16 protein-coding genes are annotated in these 16,283 nt (G+C 72.5%); 13 read left to right on the top strand and 3 right to left on the bottom strand.

Going from position 1 to position 16,283, the window contains the following annotated elements; all coding sequences use genetic code 11:
- The first annotated feature begins 153 nt into the window (after positions 1-153).
- From DEP02_RS07865 to DEP02_RS07850, 4 genes are all read left to right on the top strand, one after another.
- The gene (locus tag DEP02_RS07865) at positions 154-942 is read left to right on the top strand and encodes an aldose epimerase family protein (protein WP_112466628.1); all 789 of its coding nucleotides are present in this window, start codon (positions 154-156) and stop codon (positions 940-942) included.
- 10 nt (positions 943-952) lie between these two features.
- Positions 953-1,501 (top strand): orotate phosphoribosyltransferase, encoded by a 549-nt coding sequence (gene pyrE / locus DEP02_RS07860; RefSeq protein ID WP_112466627.1) that lies wholly within the window; start codon positions 953-955, stop codon positions 1,499-1,501.
- 172 nt (positions 1,502-1,673) lie between these two features.
- Positions 1,674-2,705 (top strand): class II fructose-bisphosphate aldolase, encoded by a 1,032-nt coding sequence (fbaA, locus tag DEP02_RS07855; protein WP_112466626.1) that lies wholly within the window; start codon positions 1,674-1,676, stop codon positions 2,703-2,705.
- A 120-nt stretch (positions 2,706-2,825) separates the two neighbouring features.
- Positions 2,826-4,328: an MFS transporter gene (locus tag DEP02_RS07850; RefSeq protein WP_112466625.1), complete on the top strand. Its 1,503-nt coding sequence runs from the start codon at positions 2,826-2,828 to the stop codon at positions 4,326-4,328.
- 265 nt (positions 4,329-4,593) lie between these two features.
- On the opposite strand, the gene DEP02_RS07845 is transcribed toward DEP02_RS07850, so the two are convergent.
- Positions 4,594-5,013, bottom strand: a complete 420-nt coding sequence (locus tag DEP02_RS07845; protein WP_112466624.1) for a DUF3151 domain-containing protein — start codon at positions 5,011-5,013, stop codon at positions 4,594-4,596.
- Positions 5,014-5,181: 168 nt separating this feature from the next.
- On the opposite strand from DEP02_RS07845, the gene DEP02_RS07840 reads away from it, so the two are divergent.
- The 9 genes from DEP02_RS07840 (at position 5,182) to DEP02_RS07800 (ending at position 13,641) form a co-directional block, all read left to right on the top strand.
- On the top strand, positions 5,182-5,598 hold the full coding sequence (locus DEP02_RS07840; protein ID WP_112466623.1) for a RelB antitoxin-like protein: 417 nt from the start codon (positions 5,182-5,184) through the stop codon (positions 5,596-5,598).
- A 62-nt stretch (positions 5,599-5,660) separates the two neighbouring features.
- A complete protein-coding gene (locus tag DEP02_RS07835; RefSeq protein ID WP_232839002.1) occupies positions 5,661-6,020 on the top strand; it encodes a cytotoxic translational repressor of toxin-antitoxin stability system in 360 nt (119 codons plus the stop codon).
- 218 nt (positions 6,021-6,238) lie between these two features.
- The gene (locus DEP02_RS07830; RefSeq protein ID WP_112466621.1) at positions 6,239-7,105 is read left to right on the top strand and encodes a tryptophan 2,3-dioxygenase family protein; all 867 of its coding nucleotides are present in this window, start codon (positions 6,239-6,241) and stop codon (positions 7,103-7,105) included.
- Positions 7,098-8,303, top strand: coding sequence for a kynureninase (kynU, locus tag DEP02_RS07825; protein ID WP_112466620.1), 1,206 nt, complete (start codon positions 7,098-7,100; stop codon positions 8,301-8,303). Before DEP02_RS07830 ends, kynU begins: the two co-directional genes overlap by 8 nt.
- A gap of 195 nt (positions 8,304-8,498) precedes the next feature.
- The gene (locus DEP02_RS07820; RefSeq protein ID WP_112466619.1) at positions 8,499-9,446 is read left to right on the top strand and encodes an alpha/beta hydrolase; all 948 of its coding nucleotides are present in this window, start codon (positions 8,499-8,501) and stop codon (positions 9,444-9,446) included.
- Positions 9,447-9,557: 111 nt separating this feature from the next.
- A complete protein-coding gene (locus DEP02_RS07815) occupies positions 9,558-10,967 on the top strand; it encodes a sensor histidine kinase (protein ID WP_112466618.1) in 1,410 nt (469 codons plus the stop codon).
- Positions 10,964-11,641, top strand: a complete 678-nt coding sequence (locus DEP02_RS07810) for a response regulator (protein ID WP_112466617.1) — start codon at positions 10,964-10,966, stop codon at positions 11,639-11,641. Before DEP02_RS07815 ends, DEP02_RS07810 begins: the two co-directional genes overlap by 4 nt.
- A gap of 75 nt (positions 11,642-11,716) precedes the next feature.
- Positions 11,717-12,937: a cytochrome P450 gene (locus DEP02_RS07805; protein WP_112466616.1), complete on the top strand. Its 1,221-nt coding sequence runs from the start codon at positions 11,717-11,719 to the stop codon at positions 12,935-12,937.
- A 101-nt stretch (positions 12,938-13,038) separates the two neighbouring features.
- On the top strand, positions 13,039-13,641 hold the full coding sequence (locus tag DEP02_RS07800; RefSeq protein WP_112466615.1) for a Uma2 family endonuclease: 603 nt from the start codon (positions 13,039-13,041) through the stop codon (positions 13,639-13,641).
- Positions 13,642-13,662: 21 nt separating this feature from the next.
- Here the strand turns inward: DEP02_RS07800 and DEP02_RS07795 are convergent, their stop codons facing one another.
- Together DEP02_RS07795 and DEP02_RS07790 are read right to left on the bottom strand one after the other, a co-directional pair.
- Positions 13,663-15,306, bottom strand: coding sequence for an ABC transporter permease (locus DEP02_RS07795; protein WP_112466614.1), 1,644 nt, complete (start codon positions 15,304-15,306; stop codon positions 13,663-13,665).
- A complete protein-coding gene (locus DEP02_RS07790) occupies positions 15,303-16,229 on the bottom strand; it encodes an ABC transporter ATP-binding protein (RefSeq protein WP_112466613.1) in 927 nt (308 codons plus the stop codon). The genes DEP02_RS07795 and DEP02_RS07790 overlap by 4 nt, the downstream gene beginning before the upstream one ends.
- Positions 16,230-16,283 lie beyond the last annotated feature (54 nt).

The raw sequence follows: 16,283 nt of genomic DNA, 5'->3' as shown, positions 1-16,283 counted from the left end.
CGGCGCCCGATTTGCGCGGCGGCACCGCGCAGCCGGGCGGCACCCGCCTCGCGCCGCCGGAGCGTATCCGCCTTGCGCGGCTCGGCCGCGCCCCCCCCGCACCGGCGCCCCCGGCGGAAACCACCCCCTTGATCCGCACAGTAGCCTCGTTGCGTGAGTAACGAAGACATCACGCTGACCGCGGGAGACGCGGAGGCGATCGTGCGGCCGGGCAACGGAGGGCGCGTCGCGGGGCTCCGCGTCGGGGGGCTGGAGCTGCTCCGTCAGGGAGAGCGGTTCGGCTGTTTCCCGATGGTCCCCTGGTGCGGACGCATCCGCGACGGCCGGTTCCGGGACGGTGCCGTCGTCCACCAGATGCCGCTCAACTCCCCGCCGCACGCCATCCACGGCACCGCCCGCGACGGCGTCTGGCGCACGGCCCGCACCTCGGCGGACGAGGCGGTGATGACGTACGACCTGGTCGACCCCTGGCCCTACCCCGGCCGCGTCACCCAGGTGGTCACCCTGACCGGGAACGCCCTGACGCTGACGATGTCCGTGGAGACGTACGAGTCCTCCTTCCCGGCCCAGGTCGGCTGGCACCCGTGGTTCAACCGCAACCTCGGGCGGGACGACGTACGGATCGACTTCCAGCCCGCCTGGCAGGAGGAGCGCGGCGAGGACCACCTGCCCACCGGTCACCGCATCGACCCCAAGCCCGGCCCCTGGGACGACTGCTTCGGCATGCCCGGAGGCGTCGACGTCACGCTCACCTGGCCCGGGCAGCTGGAGCTGAGGGTGACCAGCCCCGTGGAGTGGGTCGTCGTCTACGACGAGCAGCAGGCCGCCGTGTGCGTGGAGCCGCAGACCGGTCCGCCGGGCGGCCTGAACACCCTCCCGCGCCTGGTCACACCGCTGGAACCACTGGAGGCCACGACGACCTGGACCTGGCGCGGCGCTTAAGCTGGCCGGCATGAGCGACGTTCGCGGCGAGCTGCTGCAGCAGATCAAGGACAAGGCCGTGGTGCACGGCAGGGTGACGCTGTCGTCCGGCCTGGAGGCCGACTACTACGTCGACCTGCGCCGCGTCACCCTCGACGGCGAGGCGGCCCCGCTGGTCGGCCAGGTGCTCCTGGACCTGACCGCCGACCTCGGGTTCGACGCGGTCGGCGGCCTGACCATGGGCGCCGACCCGGTCGCCGCGGCGATGCTGCACGCCGCCGCCGCGCGCGGGCGCAGGCTGGACGCCTTCGTGGTGCGCAAGGCCGCCAAGGCGCACGGACTGCAGCGGCGCGTGGAGGGCCCGGAGATCAAGGGCCGCCGGGTGCTGGTCGTCGAGGACACCTCCACGACCGGCGGTTCCCCGCTCGCCGCCGTGGAGGCCGTGCGCGAGGCGGGCGCCGAGGTCGTGGCCGTGGCGACGATCGTGGACCGGGCGACCGGCGCGGCCGAGAAGATCCAGGAGGGCGCCGGGGTGCCGTACCTGTTCGCGTACTCGAAGGACGAGCTGGGCCTGGACTGAGCCGGTGGGCGGACCGGGCGCCCCGTCCCGGACGACCCGGTTCATCCACAGGTTGGACTGGGTGTCCGACACTTCCGGCAACGTCTGCGAAGATGGGGCCGACAATGACGTCACTCCCTAGGTCAGGGCCGTAAGCACGCAGACGCACCCCGCAGATACAAGGAGCGGACAGATGCCCATCGCAACCCCCGAGGTCTACAACGAGATGCTCGACCGGGCGAAGGCAGGCAAGTTCGCCTACCCGGCCATCAACGTGACGTCCTCCCAGACCCTGCACGCGGCCCTGCGCGGTTTCGCGGAGGCGGAGAGCGACGGCATCGTCCAGATCTCCACGGGCGGCGCCGAGTTCCTGGGCGGCCAGTACAGCAAGGACATGGTCACCGGCGCCGTGGCCCTGGCCGAGTACGCGCACATCGTCGCCGAGAAGTACCCGGTCAACATCGCGCTGCACACGGACCACTGCCCGAAGGACAAGCTCGACGGGTACGTACGTCCGCTGCTCGCGATCTCCGAGGAGCGCGTCAAGGACGGCAGGAACCCGCTGTTCCAGTCCCACATGTGGGACGGCTCCGCGGAGACCCTGGCCGACAACCTGAAGATCGCCCAGGAGCTGCTCGCCCGTACCGTCGCCGCGAAGATCATCCTCGAGGTGGAGATCACCCCGACGGGCGGCGAGGAGGACGGCGTCTCCCACGAGATCAACGACGAGCTGTACACCACGGTCGAGGACGCGATCCGCACCGCCGAGGCCCTGGGCCTGGGCGACAAGGGCCGCTACCTGCTGGCCGCCTCCTTCGGCAACGTGCACGGCGTGTACAAGCCGGGCAACGTCGTCCTCCGCCCGGACCTGCTGAGGGAGCTCAACGAGGGCGTCGCGGCGAAGTTCGGCCGCCCGGCCGACAGCAAGCCGTTCGACTTCGTCTTCCACGGCGGCTCCGGCTCCACGGAGGAGGAGATCCGCACCGCGCTGGAGAACGGCGTGGTGAAGATGAACATCGACACGGACACCCAGTACGCCTTCACGCGTCCCGTGGCCGACCACATGTTCAAGAACTACGACGGCGTCCTCAAGGTCGACGGCGAGGTCGGCTCCAAGAAGACCTACGACCCGCGCACCTGGGGCAAGCTGGCCGAGGCGTCGATGGCCCAGCGCATCGTCGAGGCCTGCGGCAACCTGCGCTCGACGGGCACGAAGATCAAGTAACGTCACGGTGCCTTCCGACGGGCCGGTGCCGCAGCCGCGGCACCGGCCCGTCGCCGTCCGTCCTCCGTCTTCCCGCCCGCCCGCCTGGCTCCGGACCGGCCGGCGCGGGATGATCCCACCATGGCTGTCACCGCACAGCACACCCCGGCCGTCCGGATCTCCAGCCCCACCGGCCGCTGGATCCTGCTCACCACCGTGCTCGGCTCCAGCATGGCCCTGCTGGACTCGACCGTCGTCAACGTCGCCCTGCCCCGCATCGGCCGCGACCTGGACGCGAGCCTCGGCGCCCTGCAGTGGACGGTCAACGCGTACCTGGTCACCCTGGCCGGCCTGATCCTTCTCGGCGGCTCACTCGGCGACAGGTACGGCCGTCGCCGCATCTTCGTGCTCGGAGTCGTCTGGTTCGCCGCCGCCTCCCTGCTGTGCGGCCTCGCCCCGAACCCGGCCGTCCTGGTCGCCGCCCGCGCCCTGCAGGGCATCGGCGGCGCCCTCCTCACCCCCGGCTCCCTCGCCCTCATCCAGGCCTCCTTCCACCCGGACGACCGGGGCAGAGCCGTGGGCCTGTGGTCCGGTTTCGGGGGCATCGGCGCGGCCGTCGGCCCGTTCCTCGGCGGCTGGCTGGTGGCCGGCCCCGGCTGGCGCTGGGTCTTCCTGCTGAACATCCCCCTGGCCCTGGCCTGCGCGCCCATCGCCGTACGCCACGTCCCCGAGTCCGCCGACCCCGCCGCCCACGGCCGCTTCGACGTCCTGGGCGCGGCGCTCGGCGCGCTGTCCCTCGCCCTGGTGACGTACGCCCTGATCGAGGCCCGCGGCGGCTCCCTGGCCGTAGCCCTGACCGCGACCGCTGGGGTGGCCGCCGCGGTCGCCTTCGGGTACGTCGAGAAGCACCGCCGGGACCCGATGATGCCGCTGGACATCTTCGCCTCCCGCCAGTTCACCGCGGTCAACCTGGTCACCCTGTGCGTGTACGCGGCCTTCGGCGGCTTCTTCTTCCTCACCGCGCTCCAGCTCCAGGTCGTCGCCGGCTACTCGCCGCTCGCCGCGGGCACCGCCCTGCTCCCGACCACCGTCCTCATGCTTCTCTTCTCGGCCCGCTCGGGCGCCCTCGCCGACCGCATCGGCCCACGTATCCCGCTCACGGCCGGACCACTGCTCTGCGCGGCGGCGATGCTGCTGATGCTGCGGGTCGGCGAGGGCGCGGACTACCTGACCGACGTCCTGCCGGCCCTGCTGGTCATGGGCGCCGGCATGGTCACCCTGGTCGCCCCGCTGACCGCCACCGTCCTCGCCTCGGTGGACACCTCCCGCGCCGGCCTGGCCAGCGGCATCAACAACGCCGCCGCCCGCGCGGCCGGCCTGATCGCGGTGGCCGCCCTGCCCCTGCTGTCCGGGATGGGCCCGGAGGCGTACCGCTCCCCGCCCGCCTTCGACGCCGCGTTCCACCGTGCGATGCCGGTCTGCGCGGGAGTGCTGGTGGCGGGGGCGGTGCTGGCCTTCGCGACCGTCCGCCGCCCGGCCCCGGACTGCCGTCACCCGGAATGCCGCACCCACGGCTGGGTGACGGCTCCACCGCTGGACACAGGGCGCGGGTCCACGGCTTCCAGCGCTGGGTCGGCCTCGTGATCGTGTCGTCGTCCTTCACCTTGCAGTGTGCCCGCGGAACCGGCCGTTCCTGAGGGGCCGAAGGCAACTGTTGCCGATCACGGGCAATGCAGCAGACCGGATCCCATGACCTCGCCCGCCGAGGTGGCCGCGCGGTATCCGGCGTCGTCGCCGGCGTGGGGCAGTTGGTCGATGACGGCTCGGGCGGGGCCCGGTCCGTGATCGGATCCTCCGTGCTGCCGCTTCTTGAGGAGCGGCAGCACGTTCTTTCGAGCCGCTGTGGCTGTTATCGCTTCAGCTCGGCGTACGCCTCGGCGCTGCTGTCCTGAAGGAACTGCCAGCAGCGCTCCGTCTCGTCCTTTTCGTTGATCGCGCCGGCCGCGCGGGCCAGGGCGGCGAGGCAACGCAGGAAACCGCGATTGGCCTGGTGGCTCCAGGGGACGGGGCCATGCCCCTTCCAGCCGGCCCGGCGGAGCTGGTCGAGTCCACGGTGGTAGCCGGTGCGTGCGTACGCGTACGACTCGACCACTCGCCCGGCCTCGAAAGCGTCATCGGCGAGCATGGCCCAGGCCAGCGAGAACGTGGGGTGCTTCGCCACTACCTCGGCCGGCGGCAACGAGTCCTCGCCCAGCAGGCGGTACGCCTCTTCGTTTTCCGGCAGGTACGTCGGCTCAGGGCCGCTGAGCAGGTTCTTGTGCGTGGTCATACGTGCAGTCTGCCAGTTGCGCACCGGCGCCAGGCAGTGCGTCGGCCCGCTCTCCGGCCGCGCTCGCCCCCGGCCACCCGGACGCGACGGGCTTGAGGTAAGTACGCGAAGTACTTGACGTACTTACCCCCGTGGTGCACGGTGGAGCCCTGAATCCAAGGAGGTCCCATGTCGGCCGTGCACTACGAGAGCTACACCGAGGCGCGCGCGCACCTGAAGGACCTCCTGGACGCGGCTGACGAGGGACGGGTCGCCACTGTGCGCCGCGACCAGGGCCGGGCCGCCGTCGTGGACGTCTCCCGGCTGCTCCGGTACCTGGCCCTGGTGTGTCCGTCGAAGGCGCGGGTGGTCCCCGAGGCGGGCGGTTGGTCGGTGTTCATTCCGGGGCTGCCGGTGGCCGCGGACGGCGCCACCTTCGACGAGGCCATAGGGGAAATGGCCGATGCTCTGCGCGAGTACGCGGAGGACTGGCAGGAGCGACTGCGGACGGCACCCAACCACCAGGACAACTGGGGACTGGTACAGCTGATCGCGCTGAGTGACGACGCGGAACTGCGGGACTGGATCGTGGGGGCCCCGCGTTGACGTGGCCCCAGCCGGGCCGCCGGCGTCACGACAGCTTCTGCCACATCGAAGGGTGGAAGCGGGTGCGGGATGCACGGGGCCGCACCGGCACGCATCATGTGACGTACGAACTCACGCTCCACGACGGCCGGGTGCTGCGCACCCGGATCTCCCACCCAGTGGACCGCACGGTCTATGGGGCCGCCATATGGGCGCACATCCTGCGCGACCAACTGGACGTCACCGAAGACGGGTTCTGGACATGCGTGCTGGACGGCACGCTCCCGGACCGTGGGGCCCCCGAGACGCCGAAGGAAACCCTCCCCGCCGATCTGGTGTTCCTGCTGATCCACCGCGCCGGGCTCGCCGAGGAGGAGGTCGCAGCCCTGACCAAGGAAGAGGCGATGGCGCGGCTCCAGCGGTACTGGACCGAGGAGACCTGACAAAACCGCCGGTCGGGTGCGGTCCGGCCTGGCCTCGTGAACCTGGGAGCACGAGCCGAACCGCGGCTTCCTGCGCGTCCTGCACGCGGGCCCGCCCGAACGACCGGGCGGGCCTTGCGCTCCGTGCCCGGGGTGCGCAGGATGCCGGTGGGGACCGGGGCCCCCGTGCCGGCATCGGCAGGGGCGGACCGCTACCCGGAGTACAACAGGAGACAGCGATGTCCCAACAGGCTCACCCGACCCCTCAGCACACCGAGGCCGCTGAGACCAATGAGCCCGAGACCCCGCATCTCGACTTCGCGGGCACGACGCCGTACGAGGACTACGTCAGGGCGGACGTGCTCACCCACCTCCAGCAGCCCCTCTCGGACGATCCCGGAGAGATGGTCTTCCTGGTCACCACCCAGGTGATGGAGCTGTGGTTCACCGTCATCGTGCACGAGTGGGAGACCGCCGCCCGCGCCCTGCGCTCGGACGACGTACCGACGGCGACCGCCGCGCTGAAGCGGTCCGTACGGGAACTGGAGGCGCTGAACGCCTCCTGGAAGCCGCTCGGACAGCTCACCCCGGCCCAGTTCAACAGCTACCGCGGCGCCCTCGGCGAGGGCTCCGGCTTCCAGTCGGCGATGTACCGCCGGATGGAGTTCCTGCTCGGCGACAAGTCCGCGTCCATGCTCGTCCCGCACCGCGGCGCCCCCCGCGCCCACGCGGAACTGGAGAAGGCGCTGCACGAGCCGAGCCTGTACGACGAGGTGCTGCGGCTGCTCGCCCGGCGCGGGCACGCCGTCCCGGACGCCGTCCTGCACCGTGACGTCTCGCTGCGCTACGAGCCCTCGGAGGAGGTCGAGGCCGTCTGGACGGCGCTCTACTCCGGTGACCCTGACCACGAACTCGCCCGCCTGGGCGAGGCGTTGACGGATGTCGCCGAACTGGTCTGGCGCTGGCGCAACGACCACCTGGTCGCCACCCGCCGCGCGATGGGCGCCAAGCCCGGCACGGGCGGCTCCGCCGGGGTGGCCTGGCTGGAGAAGCGGGCCCGCAAGAACGTCTTCCCCGAGCTGTGGACAGCGAGGTCCCATGTCTGAACCGATCGCAAAAGCAGAGAAGCTGGACGCGGCGGACGAACTGGCGGGGCTCCGCGACCGGTTCGTCCTCGACGAGGGCGTCTACCTGGACGGAAACTCGCTCGGCGCGCTCCCCGCGCACGTCCCCGACCGGATCGCCGACGTCGTCCGCCGCCAGTGGGGCGAGCTGCGCATCCGCTCCTGGACGGAGAGCGGCTGGTGGACCGCGCCCGAGCGGATCGGCGACCGGATCGCCCCGCTGGTCGGGGCGGCGCCCGGCCGGATCGTGGTGGGCGACTCGACCAGCGTCAACGTGTTCAAGGCGCTGGTGGCGGCCGTACGGATGGCCCGGGAGCCGGGTGACGGCGGCAGCGACCGGGACGAGATCCTGGTCGACGCGACGACCTTCCCCACGGACGGCTACATCGCGGGCTCGGCGGCCCGCATGACGGGCTGCGCCCTGCGCCCGGTGACGCCGGCCGAGGTGCCCGGGGCCCTGTCCTCCCGCACCGCCGCGGTCCTGCTCAACCACGTCGACTACCGCACCGGCCGCCTGTACGACCTGCCCTCCCTCACCGCGGCCGTGCACGCGGCGGGCGCGTACGCCGTCTGGGACCTGTGCCACAGCGCGGGCGCCCTGCCGGTGGGGCTGGACGAGCACGGCGTCGGCCTGGCGGTCGGGTGCACCTACAAGTACCTGAACGGCGGCCCGGGTTCACCGGCGTTCCTGTACATCCGCCGCGACCTCCAGGACCGCTTCGACTCCCCGCTGCCCGGCTGGAACTCGCACGCCGAGCCCTTCGGCATGCGGGACGCGTACGAGCCGGCGGCGGGCGCGCTGCGGGGGCGGGTGGGCACGCCCGACATCCTCTCCCTGCTCGTCCTGGAGGCGGCGCTGGACGTCTGGGACGGGGTGACGGTCGAGGCCGTGCGCGCCAAGTCCCTCGCGCTGACGGACTTCTTCCTGGAGTGCGTCGCCGAGTACGTCCCCGCCGGACGCGTGCAGTGTCTGACCCCGGTGGCCCACGAGGAGCGGGGCAGCCAGGTGGCCCTGCGCTGTCCGGACGCCGGGGACGTGATGAAGCGGCTGATCGAGCGCGGCGTGGTCGGCGACTTCCGCCACCCCGACGTCCTGCGCTTCGGCTTCACCCCGCTGTACGTCGGCTTCAGGGACGTGGAGCGGGCGGCGCGGGTACTGGCGGAGGTGCTGCTCGGCTGACCCGCCGCCCACCCGGCCGATTCCGGTGAACGGTCCTGCCGCACGGCCCCCACGCCGTGTGGCAGGACCGTCCGGCCTCACCGAGCGTGACATCCCCGCCTCCGCGCACATGATCGGCCTGGTACCGTCCCGGCCAACGGCCGAACGATTTTCCTCCGGTCCGCTCATACCGTTACGTCGCTGAGAGGTTGGAGCATGCCGGACGCCGCCGCACCGGGCGATGCCGCAGAACCGGAGAACACCGCCGGCCGTGACGCGGCCGCGCGTGCCGCCGCGGAGGAGGAGTCGGCCTTCTCGCACGCGCCCGTCGACCCCGACGCCACGGCCGCCTACGGCGACCACCCCGACCAGGTCGTCGACTTCTACGCCCCGCGCGGCACCCCCGGCTCCCCGGCGTCCTCCTCCCCGGCTTCCCCGGCCCCGCTCGTGGTGGTGCTGCACGGTGGCGCCTGGCGGTCCCCGTACGACCGCCGCCACATCACCCCCTTCGCGGACTTCCTCGCCCGCCGCGGCTTCGCCGTGGCCAACGTCGAGTACCGGCGCGGCAGCACCGCCCCGGCGGCCGGGGACGAGGTCCCGGTCGCGGGCCGCTGGCCGGACACGTTCGACGACGTGGCCGCCGCCCTGGACGCCCTGCCCGCGCTGGTACGGCAGGCGCTTCCGCAGGCCGACACACGGCGCACGGTGATCACCGGTCACTCGGCGGGCGGCCACCTGGCCCTGTGGGCGGCGGCCCGTCACGTCCTCCCGGCCGACGCCCCCTGGCGCACGGACGGCCCCGCACCGCTGCGCGGCGTGGTCGCCCTCGCCCCGATCGCCGACTTCGCCGTCGCCGAAAAACTGGACGTGTGCGGCGGAGCGGCCCGCCAACTCCTGGGCGGCGACGAGGGCTTCGTGGAGCGCCGGCCCTACGCCGACCCGGCCCTCCTCCTGCCGACCGGCATCGCGACGACCCTCGTCCAGGGCCGTGCCGACGTGGACGTACCCCAGGCGGTCGCGGAGTCCTACACGGAGGCGGCGGCGAAGGCGGGCGAGCTGGTGGGCCTGACCCTCCTGGCGGAGGTCGGCCACTTCCCCCTGATCGATCCGGCGGCGGACGCGTGCGCGGTGGTGGCGGAGGAGATCGCCCAGCTGGCGTGGTGAGTCCCGGGGCCGGGGGCCGGGCCGTGCTGCCGGTAGTACCTGAGACGGACCGTGGAAGACCCCTCTCACTGGGGACGACCGCGACCCCGCCTCCCCTCTACCGTTCTCACCGTGACTGAGACGACCCAGACGCAGCGGACGGCGCCGGGCGGCGCGTTCGGCGCGTACAAGCCACGCAGCCCCGAGTACGAGCTGGCCGCGAACGCCTCGCGCGGGCTGCGGCAGGATCTGTTCCAGGGCGCCTTCGCCTACCGTCCGCTGCGCCGCATGAGCGTCGACGGCCCGCTGACCCGGCGGCTGCCCGGCCGTCTGCGGGAGTACGCGGCCTGGACCCCGCACGCCGTGGTGGTGGGGGCCGGTCTGTTGGCCATGCTCCTCGCGTGGGCGAGCGCCCACGGCGGCCCGGCACCGGTGTACGGCCTGCTGGCCCTGGTCCCGGTCCTGCTCACCCTGGTTCGCCCGGTCGGAGCCTTCTGGCTGTCCCTGGTGGCGACCGCGGCCTCGTGGGTGGTGTTCGGCAACCTCAGCGGCTGGCCGTGGTCGCCCGGCAGCTTCGTCGCGCACCTGACGGTGCTCACGGTGGTGGCCATACGTACCCGGCCGCGCACGGCGGCGTGGACCTGGATGGTCACCGCGTGCTACGCCTTGGCCGCCCAGGCCGTGATCGGCTACCACCACAGCGACAACTCGGCACCCATGCTGGTCATCTCCGCGCTCCTCCTCCTCGTCGTCACCCTCTGGCACATACGCCGCGACGCCGAGCAGGAGGTGACCGCCCAGCAGACGGTGACCGCGCACGAGCGGTCCCGGCGCACCCTGCTGGAGGAGCGCACCACGATCGCCCGCGAGCTGCACGACGTCGTGGCCCACCACATGTCCGTCGTCGCCATCCAGGCCGAGGCCGCCCCCTACCGGGTGGAGAACCCGCCGCCGGAGCTGGAGAAGGCGTTCGCCACGATCCGGGAGAACGCGGTGGCGGCCCTGACCGAGCTGCGCCGCGTCCTCGGGGTCGTCCGCGCCGAGGACTACGAGGCTCCCCAGGCCCCGCAGCCCACGCTCGCCGACCTCGACACGCTGCTGGCGAACGTGCGGGAGGCCGGTCTGAGCGTGGAGAAGACGGTGATGGGCGCGGTGCGCGAACTGCCGCAGGGCGTGGAGCTGTCGGCGTACCGGATCGTCCAGGAGGCCCTGAGCAACACCCTGCGGCACGCGCCCGGCGCGAGCGCCCGGGTGGAGGTCGGCTACGTCCTCGGCGGGCTCGCCCTGCGCGTGGTCAACGGCCCGCCGCCCGAGCCGTCGCTCATCAAACCCTCGCCCGGGGCCGGACACGGCGTCACCGGCATGCGGGAGCGGGTGTCGATGCTGGACGGCGAGATGACGGCGGGCCCGGCCGACGACGGAGGGTACGAGGTGGCGGTGTTCCTGCCGGTCGCCACGGTGACGGGGCGCACGGACGGCGAGCGCGCGGACGGTGGCCGTACGGACGGTGGCCGCACGGACGACGACGGAGCCGGAGCATGACGACCGGCACGACGATCCGCGTCCTGATCGCGGACGACCAGATGATGGTGCGCGAGGGCTTCTCGGTCCTGCTGAACGCGATGCCCGACATCGAGGTCGTCGGCGAGGCCGTCAACGGACGCGAGGCGGTGGAGCGGGTACGCGAACTGGCCCCGGACGTGGTGCTGATGGACATCCGCATGCCGGAGCTGAACGGCATCGAGGCGACCCGGGAGATCGTCGCCGCGGACGGCACGGCGAAGGTACTGGTGCTGACCACCTTCGACCTGGACGAGTACGTGTACCAGGCGCTGCGGGCGGGAGCCTCCGGCTTCCTGCTCAAGGACGCCTCGGCGCGGCAGCTCGCCGACGGGGTGCGGGTGGTCGCGGCCGGCGAGGCGCTGCTCGCGCCCTCGGTCACCCGGCGGCTGATCACGGAGTTCTCCAGGATGACCGAGCCCCCGCGGCCGGCGGCCACCGGGCAGGCGGCGTACGGGGAGCTGACCGAGCGGGAGACGGAGGTGCTGGTGCTGATCGCGCAGGGACTGTCGAACGCGGAGATCGCCGAGCGGCTGGTGGTCGCCGAGTCGACCATCAAGACCCATGTGAGCCGGATCCTGGTGAAGCTGGGGCTGCGGGACCGGACCCAGGCGGCGGTGTTCGCGTACGAGGCGCGGCTGGTCACGCCGGGGTGAGCCGCCCCGGCCGGGCGGTGTGAGGTGCGGCGGCACCCCTGGTCAGACCGGGGCGGGCCGGGCTAGCGTCCGGGCATGGCAGCTGTCTCCGACCTCGCTTTCGACCCGTGGGACCCGGCGTTCGTCGCCGATCCGTACCCCGCCTACGCCGAACTGCGCGGGCGGGGCCGCGTGCTCTACTACGAGCCCAGCGACCAGTGGCTGGTCCCGCACCACGCGGACGTCTCGGCGCTGCTGCGGGACCGCGGGCTGGGCCGGACCTACCAGCACCGGTTCACGCACGAGGAGTTCGGCCGTACGGCGCCCCCGCCGGAGCACGAGCCGTTCCACGTCCTCAACGACCACGGGATGCTCGACCTGGAGCCGCCGGACCACACCCGGATCCGGCGCCTGGTGTCGAAGGCGTTCACCCCGCGCACGGTGGAGCAGCTGAAGCCGTACGTGCACCGGCTGGCGAACGAGCTGGTCTCCGCCCTGGTGGAGGCGGGCGGCGGCGACCTGCTCACGGATGTCGCCGAACCGCTGCCGGTCGCCGTGATCGCCGAGATGCTGGGCATCCCCGAGGCGGACCGGGCCCCGCTGCGGCCCTGGTCGGCGGACATCTGCGGGATGTACGAGCTGAACCCGTCCGAGGATGCGGCGGCCAAGGCGGTGCGGGCGTCGGCCGAGTTCTCCGACTACCTGCGCGAGCTGATCGCCGAGCGCCGCAAGAAGCCGGGCGAGGACCTGATCTCGGGGCTGATCGCCGCGCACGACGAGGACGACCGGCTGACGGAACAGGAGATGATCTCCACGGCCGTACTGCTCCTCAACGCCGGCCACGAGGCCACGGTGAACGCCACGGTCAACGGCTGGTGGGCACTGTTCCGCAACCCGGACCAGCTGGCGGCCCTGCGCGCGGACCACTCCCTGATCCCGTCCGCGATCGAGGAGCTGATGCGCTACGACACCCCGCTGCAGCTCTTCGAACGCTGGGTCCTGGACGAGATCGAGGTCGCCGGCACGACGATCCCGAGGGGCGCGGAGATCGCCATGCTCTTCGGCTCGGCCAACCACGACCCGGCGGTCTTCACCGACCCCGCCCGCCTGGACCTCACCCGCCGGGACAACCCCCACATCTCCTTCAGCGCGGGCATCCACTACTGCATCGGCGCCCCCCTGGCCCGCATCGAACTGGCGGCCTCCATGGGAGCCCTGCTGGAGCAAGCTCCCACGCTCGCCCTGGCGGCGGAGCCGCAGCGCAAGCCGAACTTCGTGATCCGGGGGCTGGAGGGGCTGGGCGTGGTGGTGCGCTGACGTCCGTGCCCGGCTCACCCGTTCGGCTGATGACGGATCATTTCCGATCATCGACCACCCGCCGCTCGGCATACTGGCCGTGACCCGAGAGGGGGTGCACCATGACGGTTATGGCAGAGCGCACGACGCACACGTCCCAGATGTCCGTGGAGGAGTTCGAGAGGATCGCCGAATTCGCGGCCAGGGAGACCGACGACGCCGTCAGGTTCGAGTTCATCGACGGGCGGATCGGGGTCAAGAACGTGCCTGATGGCGACCACAACACCATCGTGATGTGGCTGATGCGGCGCTGTATGCAGTCGCGGCCCGACCTGGACCTGTATCAGGGGCAAGGGCTGAGGGTGGAGAAGTACCGCAAGGGACGGGCGCGTCCGGACGGGGTGCTGGTGCCCGCAGCGCACTTCGCAGGGCATGGTGAGTGGGCGCCGACCGAGGGGGTGCTGCTGGTCCTGGAGGTCACGTCGTACGACTCGGACACCGATCAGCGGGACCGCAAGGAGAAGCCCTTGGCCTACGGTGACGCGGGCATTCCGTTCTACCTGTTGGTCGACCGCGACGACTCCTCCGTCACGCTCTACAGCGACCCCGCCCCGGGAGAGGGGTACCGCAGTGCCGCCAGGAAGTCTTTCGGCGTCAAGCTCTCGCTGCCGGAGCCCCTCGGTATCGAACTCGACACCGAGGAGCTCAAGCAGTACGCCGACTGAGCCGCGCACCCCGTCGCACGCTCAGCCGCCGATGTCCCGCCTGCGCAGTCCCGCCAGCCCTCCGGCCACCAGGAGCACCGCGAGCGCCGACAGGACGCCGACCGGCCCCCACTCCATCCGCCCGCCCGGCAGCTTGGGCAGGTGCCCGAAGGGGGAGAGGTCCAGCACGAGCTGTGGGACGTCCAGCGCGGGGCCGATCCAGCCGATCAGCAGCACCGCCCCGGCCACGCCCCACGCGGCCACGGCCCCCCGCGGCAGGACGCCGTGGAGCAGGACGGCGACACCGCCGACCACCCACACCCCGGCCACCTGCACCAGGCACGCGCCGAGCACCGGCCCGACCTGCTTGCCGTGGCCGACCGCGAGGCCCAGCCCGGCCAGGAGCATGATCAGGACCGAGCCGCCGAAGGCGAGCAGCAGATGCCCGGCGGCCCAGCGCAGCCGGCCCACCGCGCCCGCCAGCACCGGCTCGGCGCGGCCGGAGCTCTCCTCGCCGCTCAGGCGCAGCACGGAGGAGACGACGTGGAGCGCGGCGACCAGGCCGAGCATCCCGACCATCGCGGCGAGGAAGGCGTCCGTCAGGCCGGCCTGCCCGCCCATCCGCTGGAAGATCTCCCGGGCCTTGGCGTTGTCGCCGACCAGCTGGGCCGCGCCGTCCGCCATCCCGCCGTAGACGACTCCCGCGACGAAGAAGCCGACGCTCCAGCCGAGCACGCTGCCCCGCTGCAGCCGCCAGGCCAGCGCGCCCGCCGTTCCGATGTGCCCCCGGGCGGGTCCCGGCCGGGTCGGCAGGAAACTCATGCCGATGTCCCGGCGCCCGGCCAGCTCGTAGGCGACGCCGGCCTGGACGACCGCCGCGGCGGCGAACAGCAGCAGCACCCACCAGCGCTCGCCGGCGAAGGCCCGCAGGTTCTCCAGCCAGCCCAGCGGGGACACCCAGGTCAGCACGGACGACCCTCCCCCAGTGCTGAACGCCTGGGCGGTGCCCCCATCCGTCGCCGAGTCGCCCGCCGCCCGCAGGACGAAGGCCGCGCCCAGGACGGCGGAGGTCAGGCCGCGGGCCAGCCGGGCGCTCTCCGTGAGCTGGGCGACGATCGCCGCCATCGTGGCGAAGACCATCCCCACACCCGCCACCCCGAGCCCGAAGGCGAGAGCACCCGGGGCGCCCTGTCCGGCGAGGCCTGCCGTGATCAGCAGGGCCAGGGCAGCGTTCGCGACCGCCGCCGCGAGCAGCGCCGCCGTCAGCGGGGCCCGGCGGCCCACCATCCCCGACGACACCAACTCCTGCCGCCCGCTCTCCTCCTCGTCCCGGGTGTGCCGTACGACGACGAGCAGGCTCATGACGGCGGCGAGTGCCCCCGCGTACACCCCGACCCGCCAGGCCGTCAGCGCGCCCAGCGAGTCGCCGAACACCGGGCCGACCATGGCGCGCAGGGAGGCGTTCGTCGCCATCTGCCGCATCAGGTCGGCGCGTTCGGCCGGGGTGGCGTACAGGCCCTTGATCGTGTTCGGCATGGACAGGACCATCAGGGCGTTGACCGCGACCCAGACCGGGATCATCACGCGGTCGCGGCGCAGGGCGAAGCGCAGCAGGGTGCCGGTGCCGGCGAGATGGCGGGAGCGGCCGGTCCGCGCGGCAGGGGCGGGGGAGGCCGTGGCGGTCATCGCGTCACCTCCGCGGTCCTGTCGTCCGCCTCGGAACCGGCCTCGTCCTGGTAGTGCCGCAGGAACAGCTCCTCCAGCGTCGGCGGGGTGGAGGTCAGCGAGCGTACGCCCGTCCGGCTCAGCGAGCGCAGCACCTCGTTCAGCTTGTCGGTGTCCACCTGGAGGCGGACCCGCCGGCCCTGTACGTCGAGGTCGTGGACGCCGGGCAGACGGGCGAGCCCGTCGGGGGGTCCGGCGAGTTCGGCGGTGACGCTGGTGCGGGTGAGGTGGCGCAGGTCGGCCAGCGAACCGCTCTCCACGGTGCGGCCCCTGCGGATGATGCTCACCCGGTCGCACAGCTCCTCGACCTCGCTGAGGATGTGGGAGGAGAGCAGGACGGTGCGGCCGCGGTCGCGTTCCTCCGCCACGCAGCGCTGGAAGACCTCCTCCATCAGCGGGTCGAGGCCCGAGGTCGGCTCGTCCAGGATCAGCAGGTCGACGTCGGAGGCGAAGGCGGCGACCAGGGCGACCTTCTGCCGGTTGCCCTTGGAGTACGTCCGGCCCTTCTTCGTGGGGTCCAGCTCGAAGCGTTCGACCAGCTCGTCCCGGCGCCGCCGGTCGAGTCCTCCGCGCAGCCTGCCGTACAGGTCGATGACCTCGCCCCCGGAGAGGTTGCGCCACAGGGTCACGTCCCCGGGGACGTAGGCGATCCGGCGGTGCACCTCCACCGCGTCCGTCCAGGAGTCGCGGCCCAGCACCTGCGCGGCGCCGGAGTCGGCGCGCAGCAGGCCGAGCAGGACCCGGATGGTGGTGGACTTGCCGGAGCCGTTCGGCCCGAGGAAGCCGTGGACCTCGCCGGTGGCGACGTCCAGGTCGAGGCCGTCCAGGGCGTGGGTCCGGCCGAAGGACTTGTGCAGCCCGGAGACGGTGATTGCCTGCGTCATGCTGCGCAACGTACGCTTCTTTCAGAAATTTGTGAAGTTAAGAAAGCGTATGAA

Source organism: Streptomyces triticisoli (assembly GCF_003270085.1).
Lineage (GTDB): Bacteria > Actinomycetota > Actinomycetes > Streptomycetales > Streptomycetaceae > Streptomyces > Streptomyces triticisoli.
The sequence above is the reverse complement of the archived record's forward strand: the minus strand, read 5'-3'. Positions and strand labels throughout refer to the sequence as shown.